The organism is Frankia gtarii (genome assembly GCF_025403375.1).
GTDB classification, from domain to species: Bacteria; Actinomycetota; Actinomycetes; order Frankiales; family Frankiaceae; genus Frankia; species Frankia gtarii.
In genome coordinates, this window is the sequence record NZ_JAMPTM010000338.1 from 1 (window position 1) to 6,659 (window position 6,659).

The following is a 6,659-nucleotide window of genomic DNA, read 5'->3' on the forward strand; positions in this document are numbered from 1 at the left end:
GAATGCGGTCGGGCGGCGGGGGATTGACCTGGAGGTGAGTGTTGCTGACGACGTCCTTCCCCTGGCGGTTCTCGACTTCGTCGGGATCGAGCATGGCGAGAGCCCGAGCACCGCGATCGCCGGCGCGGTGAGCATCGCCCAGGCCGTCGAGGCGGCCGGCTATCGGCGGTACTGGGTCTCCGAGCACCACAACATGACCAGCCTGGCCTGCAGTGCCCCGGAGCTGCTGACCGCCCACGTCGGCGCCCACACGTCGCGGATCCGGGTCGGCGCGGCCGGGATCATGCTGCCCAACCATGCCCCGTTCAAGGTCGCCGAGACCTTCCGGACCCTGCTGGCGATGTACCCGGGGCGGATCGACCTCGCGCTCGGTCGGGCGCCGGGGACGGACCCGCTGACGGCGCACGTGCTGCGCCGGGGCGTGTCCGCCGACGCGGGCGCGGAGTTCCCCGGGCAGGTCGGCGAGCTGCTGGCGTTCCTCGGTGACGGCTTCCCCGCGGGCCATCCCTACGCGCAGCTCGTGGCCGCGCCGCTGGTCGAGGAGCGGCCCGAGCTGTTCGTGCTGGGCTCGAGCCCCTACGGCCCGCGCTTCGCCGCCGTCAACGGCCTGAGCGCGGTGTTCGCGCACCACATGAGCCCGGACCTCGCCGTCGAGGCGCTGCGGGCCTACCGGCGCGATTTCACCCCGCGCACCGACGGCGCGACGCCGTACTCGGCGATGTCCGTGCTGGCCTTCGCCAGCGACGACGCCGAGGCGATCGGCGACTTCGAGGCGGCCTGGGCCTTGATGATCCAGAACATCACCCGCGGGATCCGCGAGCCGCTGCGGCCGGAGGACGTCCGCGCGTTCGCCCGCTCGCCGCAGTTCCGCGCCACCCGCCGCGACGACGGTCGGATGGTGACCGGCGAGCCGAAGTCCGTCGCCGGGCGGCTGCTGGAGCTCAGGCAGGAAGCCCAGGTCGACGAGATCGTCGTCGTCACTCCGGGCCTGGACCGGGACCGTCGCCGGGACAGCTTCACCGCACTCGCCGACGCCTGGCGTCAGGCGGCGTGAACCGGCGCCGGAACCGGGGGGCTCTGGCCGGCCGCCCGGTCCGGGTCGGGCGGCTCCCGCCGACCTCGGAGTGCTCCGAGACCGGTCACTGAACCTGGATGGCGACCCGGTCGCGCCCACCGCGCTTGGCCGTGTACAGCGCGTTGTCGGCGCGGGCCAGCAGGTCGCGCAGGCTTGTGTCGGCGGGCGAGCGCGGGGTGACGCCGACGCTCAGCCGGATGTCGAGACGCCCGACCGAGGTGTCGACCGGGTCCTGCGCGAGCGCGTCGCGCAGCCTTCGCCCGAGGGCCTCGGCGATGGTCACCGGCCCGGACACCAGCACGGCGAACTCCTCCCCGCCGACCCGACCGACGAGGTCCTCCTCGCGGAACGCCAGCCGGATACGTCGGGCGACCTCCGTCAGGACCTCGTCGCCGACGCAGTGTCCATGGGCGTCGTTGACCTGCTTGAAATGGTCGATGTCGATCATCGCCGCGCTCACCGGCCTGCTCGCGGCGGCATCGGCGACGAACGCATGCTCCGCCTGCTCGAAAAACTGTCGCCGGCTGGCCAGACCGGTGAGCTGGTCGGTGGCCGCAAGGCGCTGCACCTTCTCGAACAGCCACGCGTTCTGATAGCCGACGACCACCTGATCGATCACGGTCTGCGCGATCTGGATCCGCGTCTCCCCGTAGCAGCCGGGTGTCCGGGAGGCGAGCACGACCACCATCTCGATGCCTTCCCGCAGCGGGACGGGCGCGACCAGCCAGCTGCGGGCCGCCTGCCCGCCGCCTGGCAGCTCGATGGTGCCGTCGTCGGCGACGACCTCGAGGCGGTCGAAGGCGCGCGCGACGGGGTCGTCGGCCGCAAGGCGCAGTTCGGTACCGACGACCCCGTCCGCCACCTCGCCGTGCGTCGAGCGGATCCGGACGGTTCCGGACACCCGGGTCAGCACCCAGGCGACGTCGAACGGCAGGACGTGCCTGGCCGCCGCCAGCACCCGCCCGAGGATCTCCTGGGTGTTCAGGGTCGACGTCGCCTGCAGCGTGACGTTGCGCATCGTCTCGGCCAGGTCCCGCTGGCGGCGTTCCGCCGCGACGACTGCCTGCAACCGGGCCGCCTCCGCCATGTTCAGCGACAGTCCCACCTGCTTGGCCAACGTGATCAGGATCCGGGCATCCTCGGAGTCGAACAGTCCCTTGGCGACCCGGCTGTCCACGTAGATGACGCCACTGCGGCCGCCGTCGAACGGAACCGGCGCGGCGAGGATGCTGCGCAGCCCGAACTGGACGGCGCTCTCCGAACCGAGCGCGGCACCCTCGTCCGTGCCCGTGACCACCAGCGGCCGCTGCTCGGCCTGGACACGTTCCACGACGGTCGTGGCGATGCCGCGCGCTCCCTCGTCCGGTCCGAGGTCATCGGTCTGTTCGGCGTGACGCTGCGCGTAGAGCCGTAGCCGCCCCGAGTCGCGTTCACGGTCGGCCGGGTCGGGGAGCAGCAGCAGCGCCCGGTCCGCCCCGAGAATGGAGATGATCTCGTCGAGGGCCACGGTGGCGACGGATTCCGGCGTCGTCTCCCGCCCGGCCGCCGCGCTCACCTGAAGCACCGCGTCGAGACGGCGCCGGTCCCGGGAGGCGGTTGCCGGGGACGCCGCGCCGCTTGCCTCCGCGAGCGACGGTCTGCGTTCGGTCAGCTCGAACTCGCGGTGCACCTTGTGTTCCCGGCCGATCCAGCCGTACCTGGCGGCCACCTGCGCCGCCAGCTCCGCTTCGATGGCGGCGCGATCGGGCTCGTCGAGCGCTCGCAGGCAGCGGGCGCGTTCCAGCAGGACGTCGAAGCGGACACGGGGCAGGTCGAGTGTGCGGGCGGCCCGTTCCGCCGTGTCCAACAGGTCGAGTGCGCCGGCGTGGTCGCCGGCGAGCTGGCGGTCGATGGCTCGCAGTACCCGCAGGTCGGCGGCGAACGGCGGGTAGGCCGCCGCCGAACGGGCCTCGCGCAGCGCGCGCCGCGCCGCTCGGTGACGCTGGGCGCGAACCGGCCCGGGTGGGGCGGCTCGCGCCTGCTCCAACCGCCCGCGCGCCTTGGTGATCCAGAAATTCCGGAAGAACCCGGGCACTCGCCAGGACGGAAGGACGACGGCGTCGCCGGCCTCGACCGCGGCGTCGAAGGTCGGACCGAACTCGTCGTCCTCGATCTCGAGTGCGGCCACGTCGCTGCAGATCAGGTAGCGGCGGATCCGCTCGGCCTCGGGTTCGTCGTCGAGCGCACCGAGCCCGGGATGGGAAACCGGCGGGTAACGCAGAGTGCGGGCAAGTCTCGCTCGCAGGATGGCGAGGTCCGCCTGCACGCGCTCTCCGTGTGGCCGCGTCTCGCAGCTGGCCCACGCCTCGCGGTCATGCCCCCGCAGCGCGAGGCTCCGCACGAGGATCGAGTAGCTGCTGGTGAAGAAGAAGGTCTCGATCCACCGGTGAGCACGACGGAACGTGTCCTCGGAGTCCCGCTCACCGGCGACGTTGCGGCCGAGGAACAGCAGCGCCGCGGCCGTGTAGAGGTAGGCGTCCGCCTGCAGTACCGGGTCCTCGCTGTCCGCCACGAGGTCCCGCAGCCGCCTCACCCCGCGTTCCACCACCCGGGCGCGCCGGAAGTCAGCCGAGACGAGGACGAAGCAGCCGTGACTGCGCACGTATTCCTCGCCCGAGCCCAGCCGCTGGCTGGGGCGGACGGCCGACATCATGAAGGCCAGCATCGGCCCGATCCGCCCGGAGATCCATTCGCTCAGGATGCCGATCTCGTAGAGGCGGCAGCGGATCTCGTGCAGCTCCCGGCGTTCGCCGCGAGCTCCTCCGAAACCTGCCCACGGCCGTCGACACGCCATTCCCGTCGCCCATCGGCCCACGCTGACGGCGGCCATCGCCGCGGGATTGGCCGGTATTGCACGGCCGATCTCGGCCAGGCCCCGGTGGACGTATTCCAGCGCCGCGGCCGTGCGGAACTCGGCGAACTCGACCCCGGCCAGTTCCAGCAGGGCACGGGCGCGCCGGCGCGGGTCGGGCTGCGAACGAAGCGCGCGGGTGAAATGGGTCCGGGCGTCGGCGGGGGCGAGCGTGCGCGCGGACGCGAGGGCGAAACCCTCCTCGAACTCGGCGTCGGGTTCGAAGCCCGCTTCGTCCGCGGCCGTCTGCGCGGCCCGGTAGAGAGCCACGGCCTCGTAGGGCGCCGGGGTGGCGAGCGCCGCCGCCGCGGCGGCCGAGGTAAGCCGGAAGCGGCGCTCCGGTGCGATCTGCCCGGCGATGGCGTGCCGGGCGAGTTCGTACGGGTGCTCGTCACCCCCCGCGTCGGCGGCGTCGAGGACGTCGACGACGCGTCGGTGCGCGTCCGTCCGTTCCTGCGGGCTCATGGTCGACAGCAGCGCCTCGTGGACGCAGTCGTGAACGAAGGACCAGGTCCCGTCCCGGCCGCGGGCGGCGAGTTGATGCGCCTGCGCCTCGGCGGTCGCCATCGAGATCGCGGCGCTGGTCCGGCCGCTCGCGGCGGTCAGCAACGCGAGGTCGAAGCTACGGCCGATCACGGCGGCGACCTCGAGGACGGACGCGGCGGTGGGGCTGAGCGCGTGCACCCGATGGCGGATCAGGTCGAGGACCTCCTCGGGTAGCGGCAGTGAGTCCAGGCCGGTCCGGTCGAGCGTGAAGCGGCCCCAGTCGGGCTGGACGAGCCCGGCGTCGATCACCGCATGCACGTACTCCGCCACGGCCAGCGGGTTCCCGGACGACCGGACGGCGACATCCCGCGCGAAGGCATGGTCGGTGATCTCGCCCAGGTAGTCGCGGATCACCTCCGCGACCTCGTGCTCGTGCAGCGGCCCGAGCGTGATGTCCCAGGCCGTGGCGGATCCGGCCGCCACCCGCAGCGCCGGATCCCGGGTCGAGGTGAGCAGCAGCAGCGGCACGGGATCGGTCGCGGCCGTGAGGTCCTCGAAGATGCGCCGGTCGGCCGGACCCAGCCAGTGGGCGTCGTCCACCCAGATGACCATTCCGTGGGAGCGGATCGCGAGCCGGCTGAGGAAACCGACGGCGGCCGAACGGAAGCGCGGTTCCCCGGCCTCCGGTTCGCCGGCCGCGCGGTCGACGCCCAGCGTGCGGGCGAGCAGCGGGTGCACGCGGGCGAGCAGCGCCGCGTCGGAACCCGCGGCCGACACCATGCGTGCGACCAGGTCCCGCCGTCGTGACTCGGGCACGGCCGCCAGGGCGCGCAGGTATCCGTCGATCAGGTCGTGCAGCAGGACCAGGGGAGCGGAGGCGTTCGCGGCGCACCGCCCGCGCAGGATGACCGGCCCGTCCACGTCGCCGTGCGAGGCGAGCAGGTCCTGGATGAGCAGGGTCTTGCCGGCGCCGGCCTCCCCGATGACCGTCACGACGCCGCGTTCCCCGGCGAGACATCGCGTCCACGCCCGTCGCAGCAGGGCGCGTTCGCCGCGGCGGCCGATGTGCCGGGTCCGGACCGGCATGTCCACGTCGGACGCCGCGGCCCGCTCGTGCGTCGGGCGCGCGGGAACGGCCACGTCCGGCACGAGCGGCGTCAGCGCGGCGACGACGTCCGGTGCGGACTGGTACCGGTCGTCCGGATCCTTGGCCAGCAGCCGACTCACGACCGCGGCCAGTTCCGCCGGGACATCCGCGCGCACCTGTGTCAGCGGACGGGGCGTCGCGACCGCGTGCATGCGCAGCAGTTCGGCGATGTCGCCGGCCTGGAACGGCGGCGAGCCGGCCAGGCAGGTGTAGATCACCGCACCGAGGGCGTAGAGGTCGGAGCGTGGCTCGACGGGCCGCCGCAGCATGCCGGTCTGCTCCGGGGCGCCGAAAAGAACCGTGCCGACGGCCCGGTCGGTCGGTCGGCCGCCGGCCCGGGTCATCAGACCGAAGTCGAGCAGCGTGGCCTTCCCGTCCGGCCCGACCATGATGTTGGCGGGTTTGACGTCCTGGTGAACCAGGCCGCGCCGGTGCGCCTCGGACAGCGCCGAAGCCACATCCAGTGCCACCCGGGTGGTCTCGGCGATCCCGAGCGGCCCCGCGGCGATCCGCGACTTCAACGAGTCTCCCTCGACCAGATCCATGATCAGGAAGGGGTGATCCGTGGTGTGCCCGGCGGCCCGGACCCGAGCTATGTTCGGGTGGTCTATGCAGGCCAGGATCGTGGCCTCGCGGGCGAACGCGCGCACGACCGCCTCGTCGCGCGCCACCGCCCGAAGCGGCACCTTCACCGCGTAGTTCCGGTTCTCCCGCTCCGCCCGGTATACGACGGAGTAGGCGCCGCGCCCCAGCTCCTCCCGGATCAGGACGCCAGGTATCCCAACCTGAACCACACAGCGTCACCTCGTCTGCGCCTACGCCAACACTGTCACTTTCCGTACCCACTTGCCCCCCGCTTGGTAACTGTCTCGCGATATGCGGGTGATCGCATGTTGAGGGCGACGGGTGGGCATACCCGCGCCGAGGTCTGCTCGGCCCCACGGTCCGCGACCGCTGTCGCCAGCCAGTCCGCGCCCAGAAGCTCGGGGTGGACGTGACGCAGATCAACGGCTGTGGTCCGAAACCGGCCCCGTCCCGGTTCGGACTCACTGATCTAACCG

2 protein-coding genes are annotated in these 6,659 nt (G+C 72.6%); one reads left to right on the plus strand and one right to left on the minus strand.

Going from position 1 to position 6,659, the window contains the following annotated elements; genetic code table 11:
- Positions 1–34 precede the first annotated feature (34 nt).
- Positions 35–1,054, plus strand: coding sequence for an LLM class flavin-dependent oxidoreductase (locus NBZ83_RS28785; RefSeq protein ID WP_261568920.1), 1,020 nt, complete (start codon positions 35–37; stop codon positions 1,052–1,054).
- An 85-nt stretch (positions 1,055–1,139) separates the two neighbouring features.
- Here the strand turns inward: NBZ83_RS28785 and NBZ83_RS28790 are convergent, their stop codons facing one another.
- Complete coding sequence (locus tag NBZ83_RS28790; protein WP_261576196.1) at positions 1,140–6,392, minus strand: diguanylate cyclase; 5,253 nt, start codon at positions 6,390–6,392, stop codon at positions 1,140–1,142.
- Positions 6,393–6,659 lie beyond the last annotated feature (267 nt).